The organism is Epilithonimonas hominis, from assembly GCF_003730015.1.
GTDB lineage: Bacteria > Bacteroidota > Bacteroidia > Flavobacteriales > Weeksellaceae > Epilithonimonas > Epilithonimonas hominis.
The window spans coordinates 106,959-133,779 of sequence record NZ_RJTU01000061.1 but is presented as its reverse complement, the minus strand read 5'-3'; the positions used below and the strand labels follow the sequence as shown (position 1 = coordinate 133,779).

The 26,821-nt window shown below is 34.6% G+C and carries 27 protein-coding genes; 20 read left to right on the top strand and 7 right to left on the bottom strand.

All coding sequences use genetic code 11. The annotated features are described in order from the left end of the window. Positions 1-6 precede the first annotated feature (6 nt). From EGH73_RS09280 to EGH73_RS09200, 18 genes are all read left to right on the top strand, one after another. Positions 7-813, top strand: coding sequence for a helix-turn-helix domain-containing protein (locus tag EGH73_RS09280; RefSeq protein WP_123281589.1), 807 nt, complete (start codon positions 7-9; stop codon positions 811-813). 110 nt (positions 814-923) lie between these two features. After that, positions 924-1,934, top strand: a complete 1,011-nt coding sequence (locus tag EGH73_RS09275; RefSeq protein ID WP_123281588.1) for a serine hydrolase domain-containing protein — start codon at positions 924-926, stop codon at positions 1,932-1,934. Positions 1,935-2,009: 75 nt separating this feature from the next. After that, complete coding sequence (locus EGH73_RS09270; protein ID WP_184808093.1) at positions 2,010-3,065, top strand: serine hydrolase domain-containing protein; 1,056 nt, start codon at positions 2,010-2,012, stop codon at positions 3,063-3,065. Between the two features lie 10 nt (positions 3,066-3,075). Then, positions 3,076-3,963 carry a class A beta-lactamase, subclass A2 gene (gene bla, locus EGH73_RS09265; RefSeq protein ID WP_123281586.1) on the top strand — a complete coding sequence of 296 codons (888 nt, stop codon included), beginning with the start codon at positions 3,076-3,078 and terminating at the stop codon, positions 3,961-3,963. A 28-nt stretch (positions 3,964-3,991) separates the two neighbouring features. Continuing rightward, positions 3,992-4,177, top strand: coding sequence for a hypothetical protein (locus EGH73_RS14215; protein ID WP_245985490.1), 186 nt, complete (start codon positions 3,992-3,994; stop codon positions 4,175-4,177). A gap of 4 nt (positions 4,178-4,181) precedes the next feature. Further along, entirely contained in the window at positions 4,182-4,442 is a 261-nt protein-coding gene (locus EGH73_RS14210) for a GreA/GreB family elongation factor (protein ID WP_245985489.1), read from the top strand. Positions 4,443-4,540: 98 nt separating this feature from the next. Beyond that, positions 4,541-5,053 (top strand): nitroreductase family protein, encoded by a 513-nt coding sequence (locus EGH73_RS09255; RefSeq protein WP_089768958.1) that lies wholly within the window; start codon positions 4,541-4,543, stop codon positions 5,051-5,053. Between the two features lie 131 nt (positions 5,054-5,184). Continuing rightward, entirely contained in the window at positions 5,185-6,477 is a 1,293-nt protein-coding gene (locus EGH73_RS09250) for a cryptochrome/photolyase family protein (protein WP_123281585.1), read from the top strand. A 505-nt stretch (positions 6,478-6,982) separates the two neighbouring features. Then, the gene (locus EGH73_RS09245; protein WP_123281584.1) at positions 6,983-7,540 is read left to right on the top strand and encodes a 30S ribosomal protein S16; all 558 of its coding nucleotides are present in this window, start codon (positions 6,983-6,985) and stop codon (positions 7,538-7,540) included. A 186-nt stretch (positions 7,541-7,726) separates the two neighbouring features. Next, positions 7,727-8,269, top strand: a complete 543-nt coding sequence (gene rimM, locus EGH73_RS09240; RefSeq protein ID WP_123281583.1) for a ribosome maturation factor RimM — start codon at positions 7,727-7,729, stop codon at positions 8,267-8,269. A gap of 135 nt (positions 8,270-8,404) precedes the next feature. Then, on the top strand, positions 8,405-9,853 hold the full coding sequence (asnS, locus tag EGH73_RS09235) for an asparagine--tRNA ligase (protein ID WP_123281582.1): 1,449 nt from the start codon (positions 8,405-8,407) through the stop codon (positions 9,851-9,853). Positions 9,854-9,934: 81 nt separating this feature from the next. Further along, the gene (locus EGH73_RS09230; RefSeq protein WP_116035190.1) at positions 9,935-10,153 is read left to right on the top strand and encodes a DUF2683 family protein; all 219 of its coding nucleotides are present in this window, start codon (positions 9,935-9,937) and stop codon (positions 10,151-10,153) included. Beyond that, positions 10,141-10,434 carry a type II toxin-antitoxin system RelE/ParE family toxin gene (locus EGH73_RS09225; RefSeq protein ID WP_089768943.1) on the top strand — a complete coding sequence of 98 codons (294 nt, stop codon included), beginning with the start codon at positions 10,141-10,143 and terminating at the stop codon, positions 10,432-10,434. Before EGH73_RS09230 ends, EGH73_RS09225 begins: the two co-directional genes overlap by 13 nt. Before the next feature lie 105 nt (positions 10,435-10,539). After that, complete coding sequence (locus EGH73_RS09220) at positions 10,540-12,621, top strand: M13 family metallopeptidase (protein WP_123281581.1); 2,082 nt, start codon at positions 10,540-10,542, stop codon at positions 12,619-12,621. A gap of 154 nt (positions 12,622-12,775) precedes the next feature. After that, the gene (gene rpoN, locus EGH73_RS09215; protein ID WP_089768938.1) at positions 12,776-14,239 is read left to right on the top strand and encodes an RNA polymerase factor sigma-54; all 1,464 of its coding nucleotides are present in this window, start codon (positions 12,776-12,778) and stop codon (positions 14,237-14,239) included. A gap of 168 nt (positions 14,240-14,407) precedes the next feature. Next, positions 14,408-15,067 (top strand): succinate dehydrogenase cytochrome b subunit, encoded by a 660-nt coding sequence (locus EGH73_RS09210; RefSeq protein ID WP_123281670.1) that lies wholly within the window; start codon positions 14,408-14,410, stop codon positions 15,065-15,067. Between the two features lie 10 nt (positions 15,068-15,077). After that, positions 15,078-17,090 carry a fumarate reductase/succinate dehydrogenase flavoprotein subunit gene (locus EGH73_RS09205; protein WP_123281580.1) on the top strand — a complete coding sequence of 671 codons (2,013 nt, stop codon included), beginning with the start codon at positions 15,078-15,080 and terminating at the stop codon, positions 17,088-17,090. A 23-nt stretch (positions 17,091-17,113) separates the two neighbouring features. Beyond that, entirely contained in the window at positions 17,114-17,887 is a 774-nt protein-coding gene (locus EGH73_RS09200) for a succinate dehydrogenase/fumarate reductase iron-sulfur subunit (protein ID WP_123281579.1), read from the top strand. Positions 17,888-18,225: 338 nt separating this feature from the next. Here the strand turns inward: EGH73_RS09200 and EGH73_RS09195 are convergent, their stop codons facing one another. The 5 genes from EGH73_RS09195 to EGH73_RS09175 all read right to left on the bottom strand — a co-directional run bounded on the left by EGH73_RS09195 (position 18,226) and on the right by EGH73_RS09175 (position 23,495). Continuing rightward, complete coding sequence (locus tag EGH73_RS09195; protein ID WP_376779277.1) at positions 18,226-18,462, bottom strand: PspC family transcriptional regulator; 237 nt, start codon at positions 18,460-18,462, stop codon at positions 18,226-18,228. 13 nt (positions 18,463-18,475) lie between these two features. Further along, positions 18,476-19,744 (bottom strand): DUF2851 family protein, encoded by a 1,269-nt coding sequence (locus EGH73_RS09190; RefSeq protein ID WP_123281578.1) that lies wholly within the window; start codon positions 19,742-19,744, stop codon positions 18,476-18,478. Positions 19,745-19,949: 205 nt separating this feature from the next. Continuing rightward, complete coding sequence (gene bshA, locus EGH73_RS09185; protein WP_123281577.1) at positions 19,950-21,101, bottom strand: N-acetyl-alpha-D-glucosaminyl L-malate synthase BshA; 1,152 nt, start codon at positions 21,099-21,101, stop codon at positions 19,950-19,952. Between the two features lie 164 nt (positions 21,102-21,265). Next, positions 21,266-21,673, bottom strand: coding sequence for a GxxExxY protein (locus tag EGH73_RS09180; RefSeq protein WP_123281576.1), 408 nt, complete (start codon positions 21,671-21,673; stop codon positions 21,266-21,268). Positions 21,674-21,743: 70 nt separating this feature from the next. Then, complete coding sequence (locus EGH73_RS09175; protein ID WP_123281575.1) at positions 21,744-23,495, bottom strand: glycoside hydrolase family 3 protein; 1,752 nt, start codon at positions 23,493-23,495, stop codon at positions 21,744-21,746. Between the two features lie 115 nt (positions 23,496-23,610). On the opposite strand from EGH73_RS09175, the gene EGH73_RS09170 reads away from it, so the two are divergent. Together EGH73_RS09170 and EGH73_RS09165 are read left to right on the top strand one after the other, a co-directional pair. Then, positions 23,611-24,117, top strand: a complete 507-nt coding sequence (locus tag EGH73_RS09170) for a hypothetical protein (RefSeq protein ID WP_123281574.1) — start codon at positions 23,611-23,613, stop codon at positions 24,115-24,117. Positions 24,118-24,254: 137 nt separating this feature from the next. Continuing rightward, complete coding sequence (locus tag EGH73_RS09165) at positions 24,255-24,890, top strand: peroxiredoxin (protein WP_123281573.1); 636 nt, start codon at positions 24,255-24,257, stop codon at positions 24,888-24,890. A 68-nt stretch (positions 24,891-24,958) separates the two neighbouring features. Here EGH73_RS09165 and EGH73_RS09160 read toward each other — a convergent pair whose 3' ends face one another. Further along, a complete protein-coding gene (locus tag EGH73_RS09160) occupies positions 24,959-25,717 on the bottom strand; it encodes a hypothetical protein (RefSeq protein WP_123281572.1) in 759 nt (252 codons plus the stop codon). 14 nt (positions 25,718-25,731) lie between these two features. Then, positions 25,732-26,814 (bottom strand): putative type IX sorting system protein PorV2, encoded by a 1,083-nt coding sequence (locus EGH73_RS09155; protein WP_184808092.1) that lies wholly within the window; start codon positions 26,812-26,814, stop codon positions 25,732-25,734. Positions 26,815-26,821: the final 7 nt, after the last annotated feature.

The following is a 26,821-nucleotide window of genomic DNA, read 5'->3' as shown; positions in this document are numbered from 1 at the left end:
AAGCCAATGAAAATAGTTTTTTACCAGCCCAAAAACAATATCCTTAAAAGATATATTGAAGGCTACTATTTTATGCTTCCAGATGATACGAATCAACCTTTTCATTACTTCACTTTTCCAAACAATTTTTTCATTCTTTCTGTGGCAATTGGTAGCCAAATTATGAATGATGACAGACAAATCATCATATCTAAATCGGAAACCAATGAGATAATTGCGGATTATCTGTCACGCTATACGGAACCGATTGAATTGCTCTATAAAAATTCAATTCCAGAAATTACAATTTATTTTAAGCCTTCGGGAATTAATCATTTTATTGAAAAGGCTCATTTACTTTTCGAACAGGGAAATTCTATTGACTTTAATCCTTTCCCAGATTTTTTTGAATCGATGAAAGAAATATTGGAATTGAAAAATCATAACCTTCAAATAGAGTTGCTCGAAGAATACTGGCTTTCAAAATTTAAACAAAAAAATTTAGAATTGGTAGAAGCTATTTTATTGGATATGGAATCTGATATGAAAATTGCAGATATCGCATCTAAGCATAAAATTTCGAGACAGCACCTGAATTCATTATTCACAAAAACTGTAGGAAAATCTTGTTCTGAATATCGAAAAATTAATCGTTTTCGGTCTGCAATAGAAAAAAAGAAAAGCGCAAAAAACCTTACTCAGCTTACCTACGACAATCTTTTTTATGACCAATCACATATGGTAAAGGATTTTAAAGAATTAACTAAAGCAAGCCCTCATTCTTTCTTCAAAAAAATCGACATCGATAAAAAAAACATCTGGTTATACATTTAGACTTTACATTTTTACAATTTTATTGATTACGACAGCAGTAATATTGTAAAATATATAATTCAATCTAAAACCTAAAATAATCTGTATCAACAGAATATTTTTAAATAATTATGAAAAACACCAGACCAACATTTTTAATTTTCACGGTTCTATTACTCCTGACCAATAATTTATTTGCACAAATCAAACAAATCGATTCCTTGATGACATCGTCCTATCAGAATGGTATTTTTAATGGAAATATTTTGGTTTCAAAAAACAACAAAATCATTTACAAAGCTTCATTTGGGTTTACAGATGCTACCAAAACTGATAAATTAACATCAGATTACAGATTTAATATTGGTTCAATTACCAAAGAATTTAGCGCGGTAGCTTTGATGCAATTGGCAGAAAAAGGTAAGTTAAAATTAGATGATAAAGTTTCTAAATTCATTCCCGAGTTACCTAAATGGTCAAATGAAGTTACAATCAGAAATCTGCTACAATACACTAGCGGGCTACCCAATGTCAACTGGAAAAAAATCAAAAGCAATACTGATATATTCAATGATTTAAAACAAATTGATTCACTCGATTTCAAACCTGGAACGAAGTACGATTACAACAATAACAATATTTTTTTAAGACAATTCATTGTGGAAAAATTGACCGGAATGAATTATAAATCCTATGTTGAGCAATTCATATTCAAACCTTGTAATATGAATTATTCTATGATTACACCCGTTGAAACTGATGAAAACATAGCTAAAGGATTTAATGACAAATTGATTCAGGACAAACCAGATTTTCTTACTGGCGGAGCTTTCGCAACAACAACCGACTTATTGAATTGGTCAAAATGTTTGCATTCAAAAAAAATAATTAGTGAAAAATCTCTTTATGAAATAGGTCAACAGTTTGATGCGGAAGAAACTCAATCCGCTTTGGGACAAGCAAGGTTTAAAGACAAAAAATTAATTCGTCATCTTCACGACGGAAGAGCCGGAAATTATGAAGCTCTTTTGGTTTCGGATATCAATGAAAAGATGACGATAATATTATTAAGCAATAGTTATAGTGGAAAAATTTTTGAAATATCAGATTCAATTATAGCAATCTTGAAAGACATCCAATAAATAAAATAATTTTAAGTTTATAATAACAAAAGCTCAATGCGAAAGCATAAAATTAAATTAACCAAAAAAACATCAATGAAAAACTTTTTCAAACTAGCTTCGGTAGCTATTATTACCTTATTTACTTCTTGTAAATCATCGGCTCAACAGAAAGATGATTATTCGGCGAAAATTGACAGTTTAATCAAAACTACAAATCCAAGAAGTTTCAATGGTGTAGTTTACATTCAGCAAAATGGGAAGGAAAAATATGCGAAAGCTTTTGGTTATTCTGATTTCAATAAGAAAACTCCTCTTAAAATTAATGACAAGTTTTCGACAATGTCAATTGCAAAGCAGATTACTGCAACGTTGATTTTGCAACAAGTAGAAAAAAGAACAATCGATTTGCATCAGCCTATCAGAAAATATCTGCCGGATTTCCAATATTCTTGGGCAGATACTGTGACTATTCACAATTTACTTAATCATACTTCTGGATTGTATAGCGATGATTTGAAACCAAATTTAAAATTTAAAACCGGGAAAGATTTCAGTTATTCTAATGTTGGATATTATGTTGCGGGATTGGTTTTGGAAAAGCAAAGCGGAAAAAGTTATCAGGAGTTGGTAACAGCTTTATTCAAAAAATGTAAAATGAATGACAGTTATTATCCCACCGAAATCAGCAGTAAGCTTTTGACAAAAGGTCATACAATCAGAAAAGACGGAACTTTTAAATTGAATGAAAAATCAGAATTCAATCCTACTAATTATTTTGGAAGTCATTTGATTGTCACGGCTCCCGATTTAGCCAAATGGAACGAATGTCTGCATAATGGAAAATTGCTAAAACCTGAAACGTATAAATTAATGACCAATTATTCAACAACTGCGACACATCCAATATTTGGTAAAAATCCGATTGGTTACGGTTATGGTTTGAGAATTAATGATAAAGCTGACATTTCCGAAATTGGACACACGGGTTTTCATCCAGGCGAAGGTTTTACAGCAGTTAATTTGTATTATCCAAAGACAAAAACCAGCGTGATTGTAATGGAAAATCAAGCGAATGAAAACTTTGATATTGCTTATCATTTCGAAGAACAAGTGAGAAAAATTGTTAAGGAAAGTCAATTTTTGAAATAATATTATTCTAATGAAAAAACTAATATTAATCCTCGGTCTTTCATTTCTTTCGGTTCAGGCGTTTGCTCAGAATATGGAGGAACTTAGAAAAGAATTGAACCAAATTATTTCTACCAAAAATGCAACTGTTGGGATTTCCATTAAAGGAAGTCAGGAAAAAGACACTTTGAGCATCAACGGAAATATGAATATGCCGATGATGAGCGTTTTCAAATTCCATATTGCATTGGCTGTTTTGAATGAAGTTGACAAAGGTAAATTGTTACTGACTCAGAAATTCTTAATCAAAAAAGAGGATTTGCACGAAGACACTTGGAGTCCGATTCTTGAAGAATTCCCTAATGGAAATATGGATTTGACTTTAGACCAATTATTAAGATACACGGTTTCTCACAGCGATAACAATGGTTGCGATATTCTTTTGAAATTAATTGGAGGACCTGAAACGGTTCAGAAATTCATTAATAAAAATGGAATCAAAGATTTTACAATCAAAGTCAATGAAAACCAAATGCGAACTTGGGAAAACCTTTACATCAACACAACAACACCGATTGCGACAACAGAATTATTAGAAAAATTCTATAAAGGAAAAGTTCTGAAAAAATCCACAACGAAATATCTTTACCAAATAATGGTGGAATGTTCAAGAGGAACAACTTGGATGAAAGCAGGACTTCCTGCAGGAACCGAGTTGGCGCACAGAACAGGAATCTCAGGAACCAACGAAAATAATCTGAGAGTTGCAATGAATGATATTGGGATCATAAAATTACCTAATGGAAAATATGTTATCCTTTCCGTTTATTTGAAAAACATAACCGAATCGAGAGAAGATACTGAGAAAATAATTGCAGACATCGCAAAGGCGACTTGGAATTATTTCACCAAAAAATAATTCTTTATCTTTATTTAAAATTGGATTTATGCAGAAGACGATTTATAATAAAAGTGAATTACGAGAATTTGTGAACGACAGTATTTCGGGGAAAGGTAAAAAATTTGGAATTTTACCTCAACTTTTCTCTGGAAGCCAGCCGAGAAATCAAAAAAACCTCAAAATACGATTCGATAAGAGAGGAAATTCAGGAGGAGATTTATCATTTGGATAGACAAATGGCTTCGCTCAAAAGTATGCAGACGCAAATGCGCAAAGTTCTGAATTCTGTTTGCGAAACTATAAAACTCGGCTCGCTTGTCATCACAAACAAAGCTCGTTTTTACATTTCTGTTTCTTTGGGAGAATTTTTCTTTCAAGGTGACCGTTTCTACGCCATTTCTCCCGAAAGTCCAATGGCTCAGATTATGACCGGAAAAAAAGTCGGGGATGATTTTACACTTAATAACATCCACCAGGAAATCGTGGAAATTATTTAGGTCGGAAGTGATAAGAGAAAAATCTTATTATTTGATGTAAAATTCCAACTTTAACATCTGACTTCCGACATCTGACATCTTTCTTGTATCTTTGAACTATGGAAAACGCAACAATTCTCAAACATATTATAGAAGAACGCAGAAGTATCTTCCCAAAAGATTACACAGATAAAGAAATTCCACAACACATCATTGACGAAATCCTCAGTAATGCTGTTCTCGCTCCTAATCACAAACGTACAAAACCTTGGCGTTTCAAAGTTTTCAAAGGTGAGGAAAAACAAAATCTTGGTCAGGAACTTCAGAATATTTATAAGGAAATCACACCGGAATTTCAGTTTCTGCAAAAGAAATATGACGATATTGGCTTCAAAATTTCTAAGGCAAATGCTGTGATTTCAATCGTGGTAGAATTCAGCGGACTAGTTCCGGATTGGGAAGAAATCGCTGCAACATCTATGGCGGTTCAAAATATGTATCTCACTTGCACTGCCAACAGAATCGGCTGTTATTGGAGTTCTCCGAAAATCGTAAATAATTTGAAAAACTCTTTGAAAATCGAAGACAACCAACAATGTTTGGGCTTGTTTTACCTGGGAAGTTTGGAATAATTTTTATTTGATAATTTTTTACTATCGCGGATGTAGCAAATCTGGAAAATCGATATTATCTGCAATATCTGCCCAATCATCGATAACTGTTCACGACAACTAAGTCCTAAAATTCATTTTAAACTTCACTAATGCAAAAAATATCAATATTCTGGTTTCGTCGTGATTTGCGATTGGAAGATAACAAAGGTTTGTCAGAAGCTCTGAAATACGGCGAAAAAATTATTCCGATTTTTATTTTTGATAAAAATATCCTGAATCATCTTGAGGATAAAAGTGACCGACGTGTTGATTACATTCATCAGGCATTGGAAAAAATCAATCAGGAACTGAAAGAATTTGGAAGTTCACTTTTGACTTTTCACGGTAAACCTTTAGATGTTTTCAAACAACTGGAAAAAGATTTTGAGATTAAATCTGTCTTTTGCAATCGTGATTATGAACCTGCTGCCATCAAAAGAGATGTTGAGATTAAGGATTTCCTAAACTTAGAAAATATTGAATTTTTTGATTTCAAAGACCAAGTGATTTTTGAGAAACATGAAGTTGCAAAAGATAACGGAGAACCTTACACAGTTTACACACCTTATTCCAAAAAATGGAAAAAACTTCTAACAGAGGAAGACTACAATTCCGTTAAAATTAACAAAGACCAATTTCAGAAATTACCTTCTAACAAAATCCTAAGTCTAAAAGAAATCGGATTTGAGCAAACGGATTTGGAATTTGATGAACCAAAACTGGAATCAAAAATTATTGATGTTTATGATGAAAAGCGAGATTTTCCAGCTCTGGATGCCACCACACATCTTGGAATTGCTCTGAGATTTGGAACTATTTCTATCAGAAAGTGTGTCAGATTTGCAATAAGTCATAACGAAACTTGGCTCAATGAGTTGATTTGGAGGGAATTTTTTATGCAAATCTTATTTCATTTCCCGAAGATCGTCAATTATTGTTTCAAAGAAAAATATGAAAACATACAATGGCGCAATAACGAAGCCGAATTTAAAAAATGGTGCAACGGCGAGACTGGTTATGCTATCGTTGATGCAGGAATGCGTCAACTAAACCAAACCGGACAAATGCACAACAGAATCAGAATGGTAGTCGCAAGTTTTCTAACCAAGCATCTACTGATTGACTGGCGATGGGGCGAAGCTTATTTTGCTAAGAAATTGTTGGATTATGACCTTTCTGCCAACAATGGAAACTGGCAATGGGCAGCAGGTTGCGGTTGCGATGCTGCGCCCTATTTCAGAGTTTTCAATCCGGATGAACAAACGAAAAAATTTGATAAAGATTTGAAATATATCCGAAAATGGAATCCTGATTTTGAAAAGGATATTCTTGAAAACAGAATTGTGGAACACAAATTTGCGAGGGAAAGAGCTTTGGAAACTTACAAGAAAGGTTTGAACTGAAATCTTTTTTCAAACCACAAAAGTCACAAAAGAGATATTGAAAAAAGTAATAAAAGACACTTCGACTCCGCTCAGTGTGACTTTTCTAATAGTAACTTTTTTATTTGTGATGATATTCGTTGAGTAATTGCTGGATTTAAAAGACAAAATTTTCTATCACAGACTAAATCCTTAGCTCTGATTGACTCAATATTTTTATTTTTTTATTTGATTCATCTAAACTTTGTTTTGCAGTGGAAATCTTTTTTTGCTTGGGCTTCGAGAACTCAGCCTGACAAAAAGTGTGGCAAAAAAGATTGCAACACTTCGACTCCGCTCAGCATAAACTTCAAGCAGGCTCCCGGCTCCTAAAATTTGGTCTGAGAGTTTGCGTGTTTGAGAGTCGGAGAATTTTTCTTTTTTGGATTGGTAAATTATTAGATTTTCAAATTGTTACATTAAAATATTTTCTTATCTTTGCACACTTAATATTTAATCGGGACGTGTTCCCACAAATTTAAAATTTATGTCAGTAAAAATCAGATTACAAAGACACGGATCAAAAGGGAAACCTTTTTTCCACATCGTGGTTGCAGATTCTAGAGCTAGAAGAGATGGTAGATTCATCGAAAAACTAGGAACTTACAACCCAATTACTAACCCTGCAACGATTGACTTGAACGTTGATTCTGCTGTAAAGTGGTTAAACAATGGTGCTCAGCCAACTGATACTGCAAGAGCTATCCTTTCTTACAAAGGTGCTTTGTACAAAAAACACCTTCAAGGTGGTGTTGCTAAAGGTGCTTTTGACGAAGCTGAAGCTGAGAAGAGATTCGCTGCTTGGGTTGAGGCTAAAGATGCTAAAGTTCAAGGTAAAGTTGAAGGTTTATCAACTGCTAAAGCTGATGCTAAAAAAGCAGCTCTAGAAGCTGAAGCTAAAGTAAACCAAGCAAGAATTGATGCTGCTGCGAAAGCTGAAGCTGATGCAAAGGCTGCTGAAGAAGCTGCTAACGCTCCTGCTGAAGAAGTTGCTACTGAAGAGCCAACTGCTGAAGCAGAAGGAACTGAAGAAGCTCAAGCTTAATTCTTTACAAAAAGATACAAAACAAAGACACGATATGATTTCGTGTCTTTGTTGTTTAAATAAAAAATCAATTGCTTTCCCCAACCTTAGCGGGGAAAAAATTGATTTTGACTTCGTCACCACTTCGCTAGGTTTCTTTCCTCCCTTTAGGGTTGGGAAAAAGAAGAAAAATAATTTTTTTTAATAATGAAAAAAGAAGATTGCTATTTTTTGGGAACTATTACCAGAACACACGGATTACAAGGGAATGTTATCCTGAAACTGGACACGGACCAACCTGAGATGTACAACAAATTGGAATCGATTTTTGTGGAAGTCAATGGTTTACTGGTTCCTTTTTTTGTAGAAAAACAATCTTGGTCCAAAGCGGACACCAAAATTATTTCTTTCAAAAATTCTTCCGAAGCCTTGGTGAATCAATCACTTGGGAAAGGTGTTTATCTGCCGCTCTCTACCCTACCTCCGCTAACAGGAAAAAAATTCTATTACCACGAAGTGATAGGTTTCGAAATCCGTGAAGCTGACGGAAAAACCTGTGGCAATATTGTATCCATTAATGACCAAACCGCTCAAAACTATTTCATTCTAGACCTTGCCGGCAAAGAAATCATTATTCCTATTATCAAAGACTGGATTCTGGAAGTGAATCGTGAAGAGAAATTTATTAAAATGTTCTTACCGGAAGGTTTGATGGATGTTTTCTTGATTCCTTCGAAAAAGGATGAGTAAAGAACACTAACACGAAAACTATTGCAACGCAGCTTTATCTGCAATTTTTACTACATTTGCAATCACTAATTTTAAACCATCAAACAGCATTGTTTAAATGGTGCACTTCGATTTGAAAATATATTTTATCTAAAGATGAAAAGACAGACAATTAAAGACCTTTTGGCAGATTACAAAAAAGTATTACATCACGACATCACCGTTCAGGGGTGGGTTCGTGCGTTTCGTTCTAATCGCTTTATCGCACTGAATGACGGTTCTACGATTAATAATTTGCAAGTTGTAGTAGATTTTGAAAATTTTGATGAGGAAACTATCAAGAAAATCAATACTGCTTCGTCTTTGAAAGTTGTAGGTGAGGTGGTAGAAAGCCAAGGTGCAGGTCAAACTGTAGAAATCATCGCTAAGAAAATCACTGTTCTTGGAGATAATTTCTTTGACGAATTGCAGGCAACTATTCTTCAACCTAAGAAACACAGTTTGGAGAAATTGCGTGAGCAGGCCCATTTGAGATTCAGAACCAATTTGTTTGGCGCAGTTTTCAGAGTGCGTCACGCTGTGAGTTTTGCAATCCACTCTTTCTTCAATCAAAATCAGTTTTTCTACATCAACACGCCTGTAATTACGGGAGCTGATGCAGAAGGTGCTGGCGAAATGTTCGGTGTTACGAATTTTGACCTTGATAATATTCCAAAAACAGAAGACGGAGAAATCGATTTTACTCAGGATTTCTTTGGAAAGAAAACCAACCTGACGGTTTCCGGACAATTGGAAGGCGAAACTGCGGCAATGGGATTGGGAAGGATTTATACTTTCGGACCAACTTTCCGTGCAGAGAACTCCAATACAACGCGTCACTTAGCCGAATTCTGGATGATTGAGCCGGAAGTGGCTTTCAATAATTTGGAAGACAACATCGATTTGGCGGAGGATTTCTTGAAATATGTGATTAAATATGTTTTGGACAATTGCAAAGATGATTTGGAATTCTTAGACAAGCGTTTTGAAGAAGAGCAAAAACAGAAACCCGAAAAAGAAAGAGCGAAAGAAGGTCTTATCGAAAAGCTGGAAAATGTGATTGCAAAAAGATTCAAGAGAGTTTCTTATACAGAAGCAATTGAGATTTTATTGAATTCTAAAGAAAACAAAAAAGGAAAATTCCAATATCCTGTTGAGAAATGGGGAACAGATTTACAGTCTGAGCACGAAAGATTCTTGGTAGAGAAACATTTCGAAAGCCCAGTTGTTTTGTTTGATTACCCGAAAGAAATCAAAGCATTCTATATGAAACTGAACGATGATAATAAAACTGTTGCGGCAATGGACGTTCTTTTTCCTGGAATCGGAGAAATCATTGGTGGTTCTGAAAGAGAAGCGAGACTGGATGTTCTGAAAACAAAAATGGCAGAAATGCATGTGGACGAAGAAGAACTTTGGTGGTATATGGATACGAGAAAATTCGGTTCTGTTCCACACGCCGGATTTGGTTTAGGATTGGAAAGATTAGTTCTTTTCGTAACAGGAATGACCAACATCCGAGATGTGATTCCTTTCCCAAGAACGCCTAAAAATGCAGAATTTTAAGCATTAACTTAAACATAAAACACAAATTCCTTCAATTAAAACTGAAGGAATTTTTTATTAACTTTGATAAAAATTGAACTGATGGAAAATCTAATCATTTATCCTGAAAACCAAAAACAACTTCAGATTCTGAAATCTCTTTTAGAAGAAATGAAAATTAAATTTAAAAGTGAGGAACAAGTTGAAGAGCTTCAGGATTGGCAAAAAGAAAAAATATTAAAGGGAATTAAAGATATTAAAGAAGGAAAATTTTCTTCTAATGATGACGTGAGTCAAAAAGCAAGAGAATGTATAAAGTAATTTGGTCAGATGACGCAGAATCAGATTATTATAACACACTTGTTTTTTGGACAAAACACAATAAATCAAATTCATATTCGAAAAAATTGATTGCAAATGTGGAAAGAAAAATAAATTATCTGATACAAAATCCAAATTCAGGAATTGCAACAAATTTTCACAATACTTATAAAGTTCCTATTTTAAAATATTTTTCTCTCTACTATAGACTATCCGAACAAACAATAGAAATAATAGCTTTCTGGGACAACAGAAGAAATCCAGAAAATTTAGAATTATAAATTCAAAAATACTCAAATCCCATTCTTATCGAGTGGGATTTTTTATTGATAAAAGCTCAGGAAAAATTAATTTCCTTAAATTTGAAAGTATTAAAATAAATCTCAATGAAAAAAATCAGTGTTTACATCTTGACTGTGGCAGCAACATTTTATTTGGAATCTTGCTCTACATCACAGAAAACCCAAGTAGAAGAACCTAAAAAAGAAGTAGAAGCGCCAAAGGAAATCAAAGAAGAAGGACTTAATATTTCTTATATGGACAAATCTGTAAGACCTCAAGATGACTTCTATAATTATGTTAATGGTGGTTGGATGAAAACAGCGGTTATTCCTTCTGATAAACCAAGCTGGGGTTCGTTCAACGCATTGAGAGAAGATGTCGATGTGGCGTCATTGGATATTTTGAACAAAATTCTTTCAGAAAAATTCAGTCCTAATTCCGAAGGCGAAAAAATTCAGGCACTTTACGGAACTTTCATCGATTGGAATAAGAGAAATGCAGAAGGCATCAAACCTATCAAATCTCAATTAGCTAAAATCGATGCTATTAAAAATGTAAAAGATTTACAAAAATATCTTATCGAAGCGACTCCTTCAGGTGATAATCCTTTTTATAGCTGGCGAGTGGGCGCAGATATGAAAAACTCTAATATGAACGCGGTTTATCTTGGCGGACCAAGCCTTGGTTTGGGGAAAGATTACTATCAAAAAGTAAATGAAGCCAACACAAAAACTTTAGAAGAATACAAAGGCTACGTTGCTAAAATGGAAACTGTTCTTGGAAATAAAACGCCTGATGCAACTGCTCAAAAAATTGTAGATTTTGAAAAGAAGTTAGCTCAAGACCTTTTGACTTTGGAGCAAGGTCGTGATGCGAATTTGCGTTATAATCCCAAAACTGTTGAGGAATTAAAACCATTAGTGAAAAATGTTAACCTTCCTGATTATCTAAAAACAGTTGGTGTTAACACAGACAAAGTGATTATTGGGGAATTGAAATATTATCAAAATATGGATTCCTGGATGACGGATAAAAACATCGGACTCATCAAAGACTATATGAAATATGACCTTTTGAATAGCAACGCCGGAAATCTTGACCAGAATCTTGATAATATCCGATTTGATTTCTATTCCAAATATCTGCAAGGTCAGCAGGAACAGCGCTCTATGGAAAAGCGTGGTCTTGGTGTCGTTAATGGTGTTTTGGGAGAAGCTTTCGGGAAACTGTACGTTGAGAAATATTTCCCGGCAGAAGCGAAACAGAAGATGGAAACCTATGTAGATTACATCAAAAAATCTTTCAAACTACATATAGAAAACCTGGATTGGATGTCGCCTGTGACCAAAGAAAAAGCTTTGGAAAAGTTGGCCAAATTCAAAGTAAAGATTGCTTATCCAGACCAATGGAAAGACTATTCCAAACTCAATCTGACCCTTGATTCCAAAGGCGGAACCTACTATAATAATCTGGAGAAAATCACGGCGTGGAACTACGCAAAAAATCTGGAGAAAATTGGAAAACCAGTTGATAAAACCGAATGGGGAATGTCACCGCAGACTGTGAATGCTTACTACAGTTCTTCCAATAATGAGATTGTTTTCCCAGCGGCAATCCTTCAGCCTCCGTTTTTCAATTTCAAAGCAGACCCAGCGGTTAACTTTGGCGGAATTGGTGGTGTAATAGGCCACGAAATTTCCCACGGATTCGATGACAGCGGCTCAAGGTTTGATGGAGATGGAAATCTGAACAATTGGTGGACGGACAGCGACAGAAAAAACTTTGATGAAAAAGTTGGTCAACTGGCTGCGCAATATGACAAATACGAACCTGTGAAAGGTAGTTTTGTCAATGGAAAATTCACCAGTGGAGAGAATATTGGAGACTTGGGCGGGATCAATGTTGCATACACAGCGTTACAGATGTACTTGAAGGACCACGGAAATCCTGGAGAAATAAGTGGACTGACACAAGACCAAAGGTTCTTTATGAGCTGGGCAACCGTCTGGAGAACCAAATCTACAGATAAGTACATGACAAATCAAGTGAAAACGGACCCACATTCGCCTGGTTATTACAGAAGTTTTGGGCCTTTGGTAAATATGGAAGCTTTCCAGAAAGCATTTGACATAAAACCTGGAGACAAGTTATATGTTGCTCCGGAAAACAGAATCAAAATCTGGTAATTTAAAAACCCTTCAGACCACCATCTGAAGGGTTTTTATTTAACTAACTATTTAACTTAATTATACTATAACAAAAACCGTGCTAAACTTGTTGTTTTTATAAAAAATATTTTTAACTTCGTAAAAATTAATTCAATTATTAATTAACTAAACTATGCTAAAGCAAAATCTACAACTTAAACTCGGACAAAAATTAGCGCCTCAACAGATTCAGTTGATGAAGTTGATTCAGCTTCATACTTTGGAATTTGAAGAAGAACTAGAAAGAGAATTGGAAGAAAATCCCGCTTTAGAAAAAGTAGCAGATGAAAATGCGGAAGAAGATTATTCCAAAGCAGATGAAGAATACGAAAACGAAGGGAATGAAAGCATCGAAACAGATTTCGATGTAGATCAGTATCTTTATGATGACGAACCAAGCTACAAAACTGCCAGCAGCAACTACTCTGCCGACGATGAAGAGTTCGACAACCAATCCCTTCTTACTGAAGGACAGACACTTTATGATTATCTGCTAGAACAAATCCGTCTTTCCAATATTGATGATGAAGATTTAAAAATAGCAGAATATATTATTGGAAATCTGGACACAGATGGATATCTAAGAAGAGAAATTAAATCTATTGTAGACGATTTGGCTTTTTCCCAAGGTGTTTACACTACAGTTGAAAAAGTAACCGATATCCTTGAAAATTATGTTCAGAAACTCGATCCACCAGGTGTAGGCGCAAGAGACCTGAGAGAATGTTTGCTTTTACAGATTGAAAAAAAAGTAAGTTCTAACCCATCTATTATACTTGCAGGAAATATTCTGAGAAACCAGTTTGATGCTTTAGCGAATAAACATTACAATAAAATTCTTCAGAAATATGATATTGAAGAAGAAGATCTGAAGGATGCCTTGGATGAAATCTCAAGACTTTCACCTAAAGTCGGCGGAAACTTTGACACCCAAACCATCACAATCAATCAGGAAATCATTCCAGACTTTGTTATTCAAATCAAGGACAACCAAGTTATTCCTTCACTTAATAATAAAAACGCACCAACGCTTCGAGTATCCGAGGAATATAAAGAGATATTGACCACTTACTCTCACGATAAAAAATCGGCAGAGCATAAACAAGCTGCGCTTTTTATTAAACAAAAACTAGATGCAGCCAAATGGTACATTGATGCCATCAATCAAAGACAAAATACTTTACTGCAAACCATTACTGCAATTGTGAAACTGCAGAAAGATTATTTCCTGACTGGTGATGAGAAAAACATCAAGCCAATGATTCTGAAAGATGTGGCCGATATCACTGGATTTGACATTTCAACAATTTCCCGAGTAGTAAAAAGCAAATATGCAGATACTCCGAATGGTATTGTTTATCTTAAAAATCTGTTTTCCGACTCATTGACCAATGATGATGGTGAGGAAGTTTCTACTAAGGAAATCAAACAACATCTGCAGGAAGCCATCGAAAAGGAGAATAAAAGAAAACCTTACACAGATGACGCGCTAGTAGGAATTCTTAAAGAAAAAGGTTATAATATAGCCCGAAGAACAATTGCAAAATACCGCGAACAACTCAATATCCCGGTAGCAAGACTCAGAAAAGAACTATAAAACAATCCCGAACCTTTCGGGATTTTTATTTTATACAAACTGTGTTTTTATTAACAAATCCTTAACGTTATTTAGAAACATTACAAACTATATTTTTCTGACATTTCTCAATGTGATATGATTCAACTATTTTCTAAATTTGTGGAAATTCAAAATAACAATAGAATTATGGCAGGGATTACGTCTTCTATAGGCAGAAAATATGCTATGGCACTTTCAGCAATGTTCTTGCTGATTTTTTTGGTGATGCACTTATCCACCAATATGATTTCCATCTTTAGCGAAGACAGTTTCAACGCTGCTTCTCATTTTATGGGATACAATCCTGCGGTTCAGTTTCTGATGCAGCCCATCTTGATTTTTGCAGTTGTTTTCCACTTCGTGATGGGATTCGTTCTGGAAATCAGAAATAACAATGCAAGACCAGTGAAATATGCGATGAACCAAGGTTCTGCAAATTCCACTTGGATGTCAAGGAACATGTTGATTTCCGGAGCTGTGGTATTAGCATTTTTAGCGCTTCATTTCTATGATTTCTGGTATCCTGAGATCAGCTACAAATACATCCAGGCAAATAACCCTGATGAGCTGAGATATTGGGAGGAGTTACACCACAAGTTCCATGATATTTGGAGAGTTGTACTGTATGTGATAGCATTCGTGCTTTTGGGTCTTCACTTGGCACACGGGTTTCAGTCATCTTTTCAATCTATCGGAGCAAGACATCCGAAATATACACCTTTTATCAAGGCGTTTGGAAACTGGTATTCTGTTATCATTCCTTTAGGATTCATCATCATCGCTATTTATCACTTCGTTACTCAATAATAAAAAGTAAATTATGAGTTTAGATTCAAAAATTCCTCACGGTCCACTTAAGGACAAATGGAAAAATCATAAAGACCATATGAACTTGGTTGCTCCAAACAACCGAGACAAAATAGACATTATCATTGTTGGGACAGGATTAGCTGGTGGCTCTGCTGCTGCGACTCTTGCTGAACAAGGTTACAACGTAAAAGCGTTCTGCTACCAAGATTCTCCGAGAAGAGCACACTCTATTGCAGCTCAAGGAGGTATTAATGCAGCAAAAAATTATCAAGGAGACGGAGATTCAACTTACAGATTGTTCTACGACACCATCAAGGGTGGAGATTATCGTGCGAGAGAAGCTAACGTATATAGATTAGCTGAAGTTTCAGCTAATATTATTGACCAATGTGTTGCGCAAGGTGTTCCTTTTGGTAGAGAATACGGCGGACAATTGGATAACCGTTCATTTGGTGGAGTTCAGGTAAAAAGAACTTTCTACGCCAAAGGACAGACTGGACAGCAGTTATTATTAGGAGCATATTCTGCAATGAGCCGACAAATCGGTAAAGGCAGAATCAAAATGTATAACCGTCACGAGATGCTAGACTTAGTAATCGTTGATGGAAAAGCAAGAGGAATCATCGCAAGAAATCTTGTAACGGGTGAAATCGAAAGACATTCTGCACACGCTGTAGTCATTGCTTCTGGAGGTTACGGAAACGTATATTTCCTTTCTACCAATGCAATGGGTTCCAACGTTTCTGCCGCGTGGAAAATCCACAAAAAAGGAGCATATTTCGCAAATCCTTGTTTCGTACAGATTCACCCGACTTGTATTCCGGTTCACGGAACACAACAATCAAAATTGACACTAATGTCAGAATCTCTTAGAAATTCAGGAAGAATCTGGGTTCCTAAAAAGATTGAAGATGCTGTCGCTATTCGTGAAGGCAAATTGAGAGCCGAGAACATCAAAGAAGAGGACAGAGATTACTATCTGGAAAGAAGATATCCTGCTTTTGGAAATTTAGTTCCAAGAGACGTGGCTTCCAGAGCTGGAAAAGAAAGATGTGATGCCGGTTTCGGTATAGAAAATAACGATACCAAGGAAGGCGTTTTTCTGGATTTCTCTACAGAAATCATGAAAAAGGGAAAAGAAGCAGCTATTGAAAAACACATCCACAACCCTACAGATCAGCAGATTTATGACCTTGGTAAAAAATGGGTGGAGGAAAAATATGGAAACCTTTTCCAGATGTATGAGAAAATCACAGCAGACGATCCTTATAAAACGCCGATGAAAATCTATCCAGCGGTTCATTATACAATGGGTGGTGTTTGGGTTGATTATAATTTACAATCTACAATCCCTGGATGTTTTGTGATTGGTGAGGCTAATTTCTCAGACCACGGGGCGAACAGATTGGGAGCATCTGCGCTGATGCAGGGTCTGGCAGATGGATATTTCGTTTTACCTTACACCATTGCAGATTATCTTTCTGCAGATATTAGAACTGGAAAAATCTCTACAGACACTCCAGAATTCAACAATGCTGAAAAAGAAATTAAAGATAAAATCGATTTCTTCTTAAATAATAAAGGAACACATTCTGTTGACCATTTCCACAAAAAATTGGGACACATTATGTGGAACAAAGTTGGAATGGGAAGAACGCCTGAAGGTTTGAAAGAAGCTATCAAAGAAATCGAAGAAGTTAGAAATGATTTCTGGAAAAATGTAAAAGTTCCTGGTGATGCTGATAATTTGAATCCGGAATTGGAAAAAGCGTTCAGAGTTGCAGATTTCTTGGAACTAGGACAATTAATGGCAATCGATGCGCTTAACAGAAACGAATCTTGTGGAGGACACTTCCGTGAAGACCACTCTACTCCGGATGGAGAGGCAGAACGTGATGATGTTAATTACAAATATGTTGCCGCTTGGGAATATAAAGGTATGGATATCAACCAGTCTCTGCTACATAAAGAAGACTTGGTGTACGAGAACATTGAAGTTAAAGCAAGAAGTTACAAATAATCTCCATTCAAAAATATATAAAAATGAGTGCAAAAAAAGGCTTAAATCTTACGCTGAAAATTTGGAGACAAAAAAATAATAAATCGAAGGGACAATTCGATACCTATAAAATTTCTGATGTTTCTACAGATTCTTCATTCTTAGAAATGTTGGATATCCTAAACGAGCAATTAATCAACGAGGAAAAAGACCCAGTTGCTTTTGACCACGATTGCCGTGAAGGAATCTGCGGAATGTGTTCACTTTACATCAACGGTAGAGCGCACGGTCCAGATACAGGAATCACCACTTGCCAGCTGCATATGCGTCATTTCAAAGATGGCGAAACAATCCATATAGAACCTTGGAGAAGTGCTGCTTTTCCTGTAATCAAGGATTTGGTGGTTGATAGAAGCGCATTCGACAGAGTGATGGCTGCAGGTGGATTTGTTTCTGTAAACACTTCAGGAAACACTTTGGATGCCAACGCAATTCTGGTTCCTAAGGAAGATGCAGACAAAGCGATGGATGCTGCTGCTTGTATTGGTTGTGGAGCTTGTGTAGCAACTTGTAAAAACGGTTCTGCAATGTTGTTCGTTGGAGCAAAAGTTTCTCAGTTCGCATTATTACCACAAGGTCGTGTAGAAGCAAAAAGAAGAGTTCTGAATATGGTAAAAGCAATGGACGAAGAAGGATTCGGAAATTGTTCCAACACCGGAGCTTGTGAGGTAGAATGTCCAAAAGGAATCTCTTTGGAAAACATCGCAAGAATGAACCGCGAATTTGCAGTGGCTAACCTTTCTACAGCTAATTCTTAGAGCCTGTTTAAATTTGTATCAGAAATAATTTTATTACCACATAGACACATAGTTTTTGGAAAAATAAGAGAAAAAATAGTAAATATTGTACTTCTATTTTTTCTTTTTTGCAATTAATCTTGAGTTTTTCTATGTGACTATGTGGTTTTAATTATTTTTAAACAGGCTCTTAATAATAAAAATTAAATTTAGAAGCTAGACTAGACTTCTTTTAAAATACAAATCCGATTGAAAGCTCAATCGGATTTTTTTTTATTTTATGGAGCAACGAAGTTGCAAAAAATTTGTGGAATAAAGAGTCTCAAAAACAGATGCGAAGCACCGACATATTTATAGGTTTACAAATCAAAAACACTTGGTCTCTTCGTAACGATGCAGTCTTTTATCCAAAGCATAAATGCAAGAGCAAGATAGAACAAAAAGAAAATCCCAGCAGTTGCAAACGTAGAATAGATAAAGAAAACGCGAAGTTTGGAAACTGGTATTCCGAGTTTGGTTCCGTATCTGGTCAAAACGCCAAACCATTCTCTTTCCATTTTATGGCGCAAACCATTGATAATTTTAGGCTCTTTCATTTCTTTAGTCTGATTAATCTTCTGTTTTCAGCAGCTGAAAACCAACACTGCAATTTAAGCATTTTTTATGATTGCAAAATAGTTTGTATTGATAGAGGAAAGCCTGTGTTTCCAACGCATTTTCGAATTTCATTCCTAACTGTTTCCATTCATCCAAAACTGAATTTTTCTCTGGTTTCATCTGTTTGTAGAAATCAAAAATAACATCAACTATTTCCGGATTATGATTTTTATGATAGAAATACTTCATCGGCAAAATCGTATTAATGATAATCAAATCAATAAAATCCTGACTAAGATATTTCTTACTTTCGACTGTTGAAATCTTTCCAAAATTAAACCGATTATCCCAATATTCGCAAGCTTTGACATTTTTGAAAATCTTGTATAAATCTTCAATCGTTTTGGCTTCAATCAGTTTTGAGAAAAGATTAGGCTGAGAATGGTAAAGATTGGCTAATTGCGACAATCGGATGGTGGGAAAATTCGGTGGACGAAGCTTTGAAAATTTGGGATGAATTCTAAAATCAGATAAGTTAAATTTCACTTTTAAGAAATCAAATTCACGTTTCCAAATTTGCATTCTTTCATCTTTTGGCTCATCCAAAAAGCAACAGATTCCGAAAAATAAAGCTTCTAATTGAGTTGGATTTTGTTTGATTTTCTGCACTATAGAGAAATCCAGACTTTCTGCCATCTGAAGAAAAATTTCTGCATTCACTTTTAATCCGAAAGTATAAACCAGATTTTGAAACAAAACTGCTTCATAATTATTTTGATTGTTGCTTAGCGATTCTTGGAAGATTTGTGACTTGGCTTCTAACTTTTTGAGCAAAACAGTTTCTTCAAAAAGTAAAGGAATTTTATTCTTATCAAATAACTCTTCACAAGCTATAAAAGAATGTTCGGCTTTCAGATTTTGATGTTTTTGAATCAGTTCTTCATCAATATAACTTTTGAGTTCCAAAGTCGGAATGTTATGTTGTTCCAACTCGGGAATATTACAATCATTGATATAAACAGCGTGCAGAATTAGATTTCCAAACTCAGGATTGCCAGAATGATTATGAAAAAACCAATCCGAAGCTTTGGTATGTATCTCAATATTGCCGGCAAAAATAATATCATCAATCTTGATTTTTGCAAAGAGAAAATCTGGTCCAGAATTCTTATTCCATTCTCCAAATTCTAAAATTTCAATTTTTCTTCCGTCTGTGGAGATAAAATCAAAGTTCCGAAATTTCTTAAAATTCCAAAGGTATTGTAATATTTCTTCATTCATTTGTGTGTTGATTTCCGTTAAACAAAAACCTTCCGAAGAAAAACTCCGGAAGGTTAAGTTACAGAAATATTTTAAATATAGATTTGAAAATGCTAATTAATAATCTAAAACACTTCGACTCCGCTCAGTGTGACATCTCGAATTCTAAACGTTCAATAATGTCAGTCTGATCGGAGTCGAAGACTTATGATTTATATTTAAGATTTTACACTTCTTTATACTTAGCTTCTTCAAATTTGGCAATCGTATTCTGATACATCTCAATATAAATCGGAAGAATATTCTTCAAATCAAAATGGATGGCTTGTGCTTTTGCGTTTTTCTTCATTTCGGAAAGCAGAGTTTCATCACTCAACAGTTTGATGCAATAATTGGACATCGCTTCAACGTTTCCGGTTTCTGCCAAAAATCCGGTTTCTCCTTGGATATTAACTTCCGGAATTCCGCCTGCATTGCTACTAATAACCGGTGTTCTCGCCGCCATTGCCTCCAACGCCGCCAAACCAAAACTTTCCTGTTCCGAAGGTAGAAGAAACACATCGGAAAGCTGTAAAATATGATATAAATTATTCACTTTTCCAAGTAATTTGATTTTGCCTATCAAATCTGGATTATGTTCCATAAACTCGGAGATTTTTTCCATTTCCGGGCCTTCTCCAATGATAATCAGTTTTGATTTTACTTTCTTGTTGACATTTTTGAAAATCTCCAAAACATCCTGAATTCTCTTTACCGGTCGAAGATTGGAAACGTGAATCAAGATTTTTTCATCATCACTCGCAAATTGTTCTCTTTGACAAGTCGTACATTCTTCGAATTCAGAATTATCAATAAAATTGGTAATCACCTGAATGTCTTTCTGAATATTAAAAAACTGAAGTGTATCTTTTTTCAAACTCTCAGAAACTGATGTTATCGCATCACTTTGATTAATCGAAAACTCAACAGCGTGTTTATAACTCGGATGTTGTCCCACCAAAGTAATGTCTGTCCCGTGAAGTGTTGTTACCAAAGGAACATCTTTGTTGTCCGCTTTCAACATTTGCTTCGCTGTAAACGCCGCATAAGCATAAGGAATCGCATAATGAGCGTGAAGAATATCCAATTTGTAAAGATTGACTACCCGATATATCATGGATGATAAGGCAATATCGTAAGGCTGATATTGGAACAGCGGATAAGTCTGAACGTTGACTTTATGGAAAAAAATATTCGGATTGGTAACGTCCAAACGTGCTGGCAAAGCTGAACTGATGAAATGAACTTCAAAGCCTTTATCGGCTAAACTCATTCCTAATTCTGTTGCTACAATTCCGCTTCCGCCGTAAGTTGGATAGCAAAGTATTCCTATTTTCATTTTACTTTTTTATTGTTTTATTTTTGAACCACAAAAGTCACAAAAGTTTTATTTGAAGAGAAATTAATTCGGTCTTTAAAGAAAAATAAGGACTTGTTTTCTCATTTCTTCTTTAAAAAGAAAACTTTCACTCTTCTTTTGTGACTTTTGTGGTTTATAAAAAATCACATTAATTGTTCATAATACTTATTAACAAATGTTTCTTGCCCTTCGTGAAAAATATTTTTTACATTGAAATTAATAAGAATTCCTTTCGGAACTTTTAATAATCCCATATAATTTAAGAGTTGAGCTTTATGCATTTCATCAAACTTTTTGACTGACTTAATTTCCAAAACAATTATATCTTCAATCAAAAAATCACATCTGAAATCACAATTTAGAGTCTTTTCTTTATAAATAACATTAATTCTAAATTCAGATTTAAAATTAATATTTCTTAAAGCAAATTCTTCTTTCAAAGCTTCACAATAAACACTTTCTAATAAGCCAGAACCTAAATGTTTGTGAACTTCAATACAAGCTTCGTTTATTTTATAAGTTAAATCTGTCAAATAAGATTGTGTTATCATTATTTATGTTTGGCTTTCTTTTTTGAACTTAAAAATAAAAAAAGCTTTTGTGACTTTTGTTGTTTCAAATTTACTCAATTACAGTCTTCGAATTTTTGGTTTCTAAGCTAATTTTTCTATCAGTTTGATTGCTTGGATTTTTAGCCTCGACATCCATTCCTATTCCGAATTTCAATTGGTCATTGACTAAAACAGGCAATCTTCCCCAGATTTTTGTATGACCAAGAATTCCGTTGGCTGTGGCTTTCATTGCGTCGTCATTATTTTCGTAAGAAACCAAAACTGTAGAAACCTTAGAAATATCAATATCTTTCAACGCATAAGGACTTCCAAATACATCCAGCATTACATTTTGATCTTTGCTTAATTCTGATAAAATTTTCTTGCTTGCATCAGAAATTTTGTATGGTTTGTAAGCTGTAGAATTATCTTTATGAAAGCCAACAATCACTTTCGAATTGGCTGGAATGGTATTGATTTCATTAGCTTTTTTAACAATTACAGTTGTTCCTGTATTGATTTGATTAAGGAAAGTTTCATAAGGTGCTTCTTCCAATGGAATATAATAGTAAGTTTCTTTACAATCCAATGGTAATAGCTTTTTGTCGTCTTTAATCAATGTCAAAGCATTCGCATACATTTTTTGAACTAAAGCCGAATGTGATGCATTATTCAAATCCTCATTCACATTTACAGGATTGATATTGTTGTATTGATTAAGACCTAAATAATACTTAGTTAAAAGAATTTTTTTAACGCTCTCTTCTACTCTACTTTGTTGGATTTCGCCGTTATCAATCGCTTTTTGGATTAATTTTTTTCCAGTTGCAACATCCTGTGAAAATAACATAATATCATTTCCTGCTTTGAAAGCCATTGCATCCAATTCTCCCGCTTTGAATTTGTTGGCAACTGCACCCATATTAAGCGCATCGGTGATAATCAAACCTTTGTAACCTAATTTTTCCTTAAGAAGTCCGGTCACAATTTTTTTAGAAACCGAGGCTGGAATTCCTTTTTCATTTTCGAGACTTGGAACGTAAAGATGCGCAACCATAACACCACCAATTCCTTTATTCATCAACGCTTTGAAAGGCGCGATTTCGATTTTTTCCAATCTTTCCAAATTATGAGAAACAACCGGCAAATCCAGATGGGAATCTTTGTCTGTATCACCGTGACCCGGAAAATGTTTAATCGCGGCCAAAATTCTGTTGTCCTGCAAACCATTAGAATAAGCCAAAGCAGAATTCACAACATTATTGACATCAGAACCAAAACTACGGTTTCCAATAATCGGATTATCAGGATTGGTGTTCACATCCACAACTGGCGCAAAATCCCAATTGATTCCCATTCTTTTACAATCCTCGGCAATCTTAGCAGACATCTCATAAATCAGATTTTTATCTTGAATCGCTCCCAAAGCAATTGCCCAAGGATATTTGTGTGCTTTTGCTATTCTTTGGAATAATCCCCATTCCGCATCCATTCCAATCATTAATGGAACTTTTGACTTAGCTTGAAATTCATTAACCAAATTAATTTCTCTTTCTGCATCGTCCTGCATTAGAATCAATCCACCAATTTTGTCTTGGTTAACAATATTTCTGATTTGACTGATATGGGCTTCATCTTTGTTGGTATAAAGTGCAACAATAAATAATTGTCCCAGCTTCTCATCTTGCGAAAGTGAGCTATAAGTTTTATCAACCCAGTCATTCGCTTTTTTGATATCCGAATTGGAAATATTTTTAGGCTGATATTGAGTGAAATAAAATGGCGAAATAAAAGTTATTATAAGAAGACTTAACCTTTTCATATTTTGAAAATCTAAAATTCAGAAAGTTTCCATAAAGATATTAATTCCAAGGAGAAATGCTATTTTTATGGTCTGTAAATTGCAAGTAAAATTTAACCTATTAATATTTAAACCTATGAAAAAATTTATTCCACTCGTATTATTACTGATTTCCAGTATATTTATCTTCAGTTGTAAAGATGATGATACAATCGTAGATGTAAATTATCCTGCAGTATATGACCTTAGAAATGTTAATTTTTCATATAATGCTACAGATGGATGGAAATATGGACAAAGTTTCAAAAATCCAATGTTGGATCAAGATTATGTTGTAATATTCAGACAAACAGGAACATCTGGAAATGCTCCAGTTTGGCAACAAATCCCAAGAACACTTTATCTAAATCAAGGAGAATTGGATTATGATTTTGATTTCTCTAAGAATGATTTTATGATTTATGCTGGTGGAACTTATGATATCAGTACCACACCTCAGTACTTGAACAATCAAACTTTCAGAGTAGTTTTGGTTCCTGCAGTTTATGGAAAGAATGCAAACTCTGGAGATTTATCCAAAATGTCTTATGAAGAGATTATTGCTAAATACAATATCGATGACAGCAAAGTTGGAACATTGTAATCATAACTTTTACAAATAAATTTAAAACCACAGAATCTGTGTTTTTTTTATGATCAAAAATAATTAATACTAAATTAGTATGAATTGAAATTTTTATTATTAAATTTGTTATCACTTAATCATAAAATAATAAATATATGTCTATAAAACTTGGCGATATCGCTCCGGATTTTGATGCAGAAAGCAGTTTAGGAAAACTTAATTTTTACGAATTTCTCGGAGATTCCTGGGGAATTTTATTTTCACATCCAGCAGATTATACACCCGTTTGCACAACTGAATTGGGAAAAACATCACAACTGAAACCTGAATTCGATAAAAGAAATACAAAGGTTATAGCCTTAAGCGTTGACGGAATTGAGAATCATAAAGGTTGGATCTCCGATATTAATGAAACTCAAAATACAGAAGTAGAATTTCCAATAATTGCGGATCAGGACAAAAAAGTGTCTGAGCTGTATGATTTTATTCATCCCAATGCAAGCGCGACTCTTACAGTTAGATCTTTGTTAATTATCGACCCTAATAAAAAAGTAAGACTCATCATCACTTATCCCGCTTCTACAGGAAGAAACTTCACAGAAATCTTGAGAGTATTGGATTCTTTACAATTGGTTGATAATTATGGAATCGCAACACCAGTAGATTGGAAAGATGGAGAAGATGTAATTATTCCGCCGGCTGTTTCACAAGAAGACGCAGAGAAAAAATTTACTAAAGGGGTAAAAGTTGTAAAACCATACTTGCGATACACACCACAACCGAATAAATAAATTCAGGTTTTCATAGAAAAAGCTCGGATTGATCTGAGCTTTATTATTTATATTATGGATTATAATTATTATTTAGCAGCAAAAACTTCTTTAATATAATCGCCATTAGCTTTGGGCATTTCAATCACAATATTGGCATTTTCATAGTAACCAATTGTGGATTCTCCAGAACCTAATTTTACTCGAAACACGCCTTCTTTAGTTGTGGATTTTAGTGTTGCAAAAGGTACAGAACTGTTGCCATCAACTAAAATGAACTGACTATTATCAATCTGTATTTTTTGTACAGATCTTGTTCCGTTGCTATATCTCATAACATTCGAAGTTTGTAAAATGGCTTCTTTTGAGTCCTGCAATTCTTTTTTAATAGGCTCTGTGTATGTTGTTTCAGCAATTTTATTCACAGTTGTAGTTGGATTAGACACAGGAATTTTTACCAATGTTTGCTTCAACGCATCTTGAAAACCTGGCTCAAACTCTTTTATCATACTACTTCCTTTTTCATTGAAAACAACTTTATTGTTGCAATCTTTGAACTGTAGAATCAGTTTATTTCTGAACATACTTTTGTCGTTCAGAAGATCTGTATTCAGAATACTGCAGGGATTCATCAACGCATCAGAGGGCCAATCATTCTTAGTAGATGACAAAACTGTATATTTTTTTGCCTTCAAGGATTTTTCTAAAAGATTGCTTAAACCATAAGCTTTGTTGTCTTTGAAATCATTAAATTCTGCAGGAATTACAATGTATTTATAGTCTGAAACAGTTTGAGCCTTGACTACTGCAATCAAGAAAACAAATAAAAAGATGGTAATATTTTTCATAATGAATTGTATAATTAATTTCTGAAACCTTGCATATCCAACTTCAGAGAGAAGAAATTAGAATAAAAATTAGAGCCACCAATTCCCGAGTTGGTAATGGCATAATCCAATGTCAAACCTTTGTATTTGATTCCAATACCTGCGCTTGGCTGGAAAGAGACTTTTCTTTTTAAGTCTTCTATATCGGTAAGAGATTGGAATCGATTTAATCCTAATCTTACAAAAATCATATCCTGGAAAATCAATTCTCCGCCAACATAAGGTGTGATACTTGCAAAATCTGTAGAAACTAAAGCTGCTGTTTTCGCAAAGTCGATATTAACGCCAGCTTCTGGTAACAACTTCAGATCTCTATTGAACTCAAACGTTTTGCTGACTCCAAGATTCAATTTTGGCATTGTGATTTCCATTTTATCTGTTGGCGCTGGATTGAATTCTTCCCCATTCACAACTGCAGATAATTCTTTTTGATTGATTGTCCAGAAATTGACAGTCGTCGTCGCATCTCTCAGCATAAAACCGTAATTCCAATCAGTATCTGTGTGATAAACTGCTCCAATATCAAATCCAAAACCATAACCACTTGCAAATTTCCCAACGTTTCTATAAACTACTTTTGCAGTTGCACCAACATCTAACTTCTGATTTCCATTAGGATGAAAAGCATAAGAAAATAGTGCAGCATAATCTGAAGTAGAAAAAGAACTGATCTTATCATAATCAATATTCCCTTCTGGATCAATCAATTGAGTTGTATTAAGAATATTATCAACTCCTAATCTGACTAGTGAAATGGCGAAAACACCGTTTCCATAATCCAAAGGTTTGGCGTAAGCGATGTAATCATATTTAGCAATGGATTCAAAATATTCGGCGTGCATAGCTGCCATTTGCCAATCGCGGTCGATTTTTATGAGACCAGCGGGATTCCACATAGGAGAATAAACATCATCCTGATTAGAAACAACAGCGCCACCCATCGCAAGACCTCTTGCACCAGCTCCAATATTCAAAAATTCATTAGAATATTTTCTAATGATTTGAGCATAAATAATTTGCGAAAAAATAATCAGTAAAAAAAATAAAATTCTTTTCATCAAAAAG